This is a genomic window from Chloroflexaceae bacterium (assembly GCA_025057155.1).
Classification (GTDB): domain Bacteria; phylum Chloroflexota; class Chloroflexia; order Chloroflexales; family Chloroflexaceae; genus JACAEO01.
The window spans coordinates 1-610 of record JANWYD010000128.1; the positions used below are offsets into that span (position 1 = coordinate 1).

Annotated in this window: 1 protein-coding gene; it reads left to right on the forward strand. The window is 66.2% G+C overall.

Annotated features, from left to right (window positions below):
• On the forward strand, nt 1-610 hold a 610-nt coding region (locus NZU74_20625; protein MCS6883731.1), incomplete at both ends, for an NADH-quinone oxidoreductase subunit L.

A 610-nucleotide genomic window follows, 5' to 3' on the forward strand; every position in this document is an offset into this window, starting at 1 on the left:
ATCAAGCGCGTGCTGGCCTACTCCACCATTTCGCAGCTCGGCTTCATGATTGCGGCGGTTGGGCTGGGCGCCTATGTCGCCGGCATGTTTCATCTGGTGACGCACGCCTTCTTCAAGGCGCTGCTCTTCCTCGGCGCCGGCTCGGTGATTCAGGCCGTGGAACGCGGCGCGCACCACACCCACGACCACGCCGACCCGCAGGACATGCGCCACCTGGGTGGGCTATGGGGACGGCTGCCGGTGACGCAGTGGACGTACCTCATCGGCGCGCTGGCGCTGGCCGGCCTGCCGCCGCTCTCCGGATTCTTCTCCAAAGACGAAATCCTGCTGGACGCCTTCGAGCACAACCTGCCGATCTTCATCATCCTGCTCGTCGCTGCGTTCTTCACGGCGTTCTACATGGGGCGGCAGCTGCTCATGGTGTTCTTCGGGAGGCCGCGCAGCGAAGCCGCCGCGCACGCCACCGAGAGCCCGCCGGTGATTACCCTGCCGCTCATTGCGCTGGCCGTCCTGTCGGTTGCGGGCGGCGTGCTCAACCTGCCGCAATTCAGCGAAGAGGGTTACGCGGGCGCGCTGGCCTTCAAGAACTGGCTGGGCTACACGCTGGGCA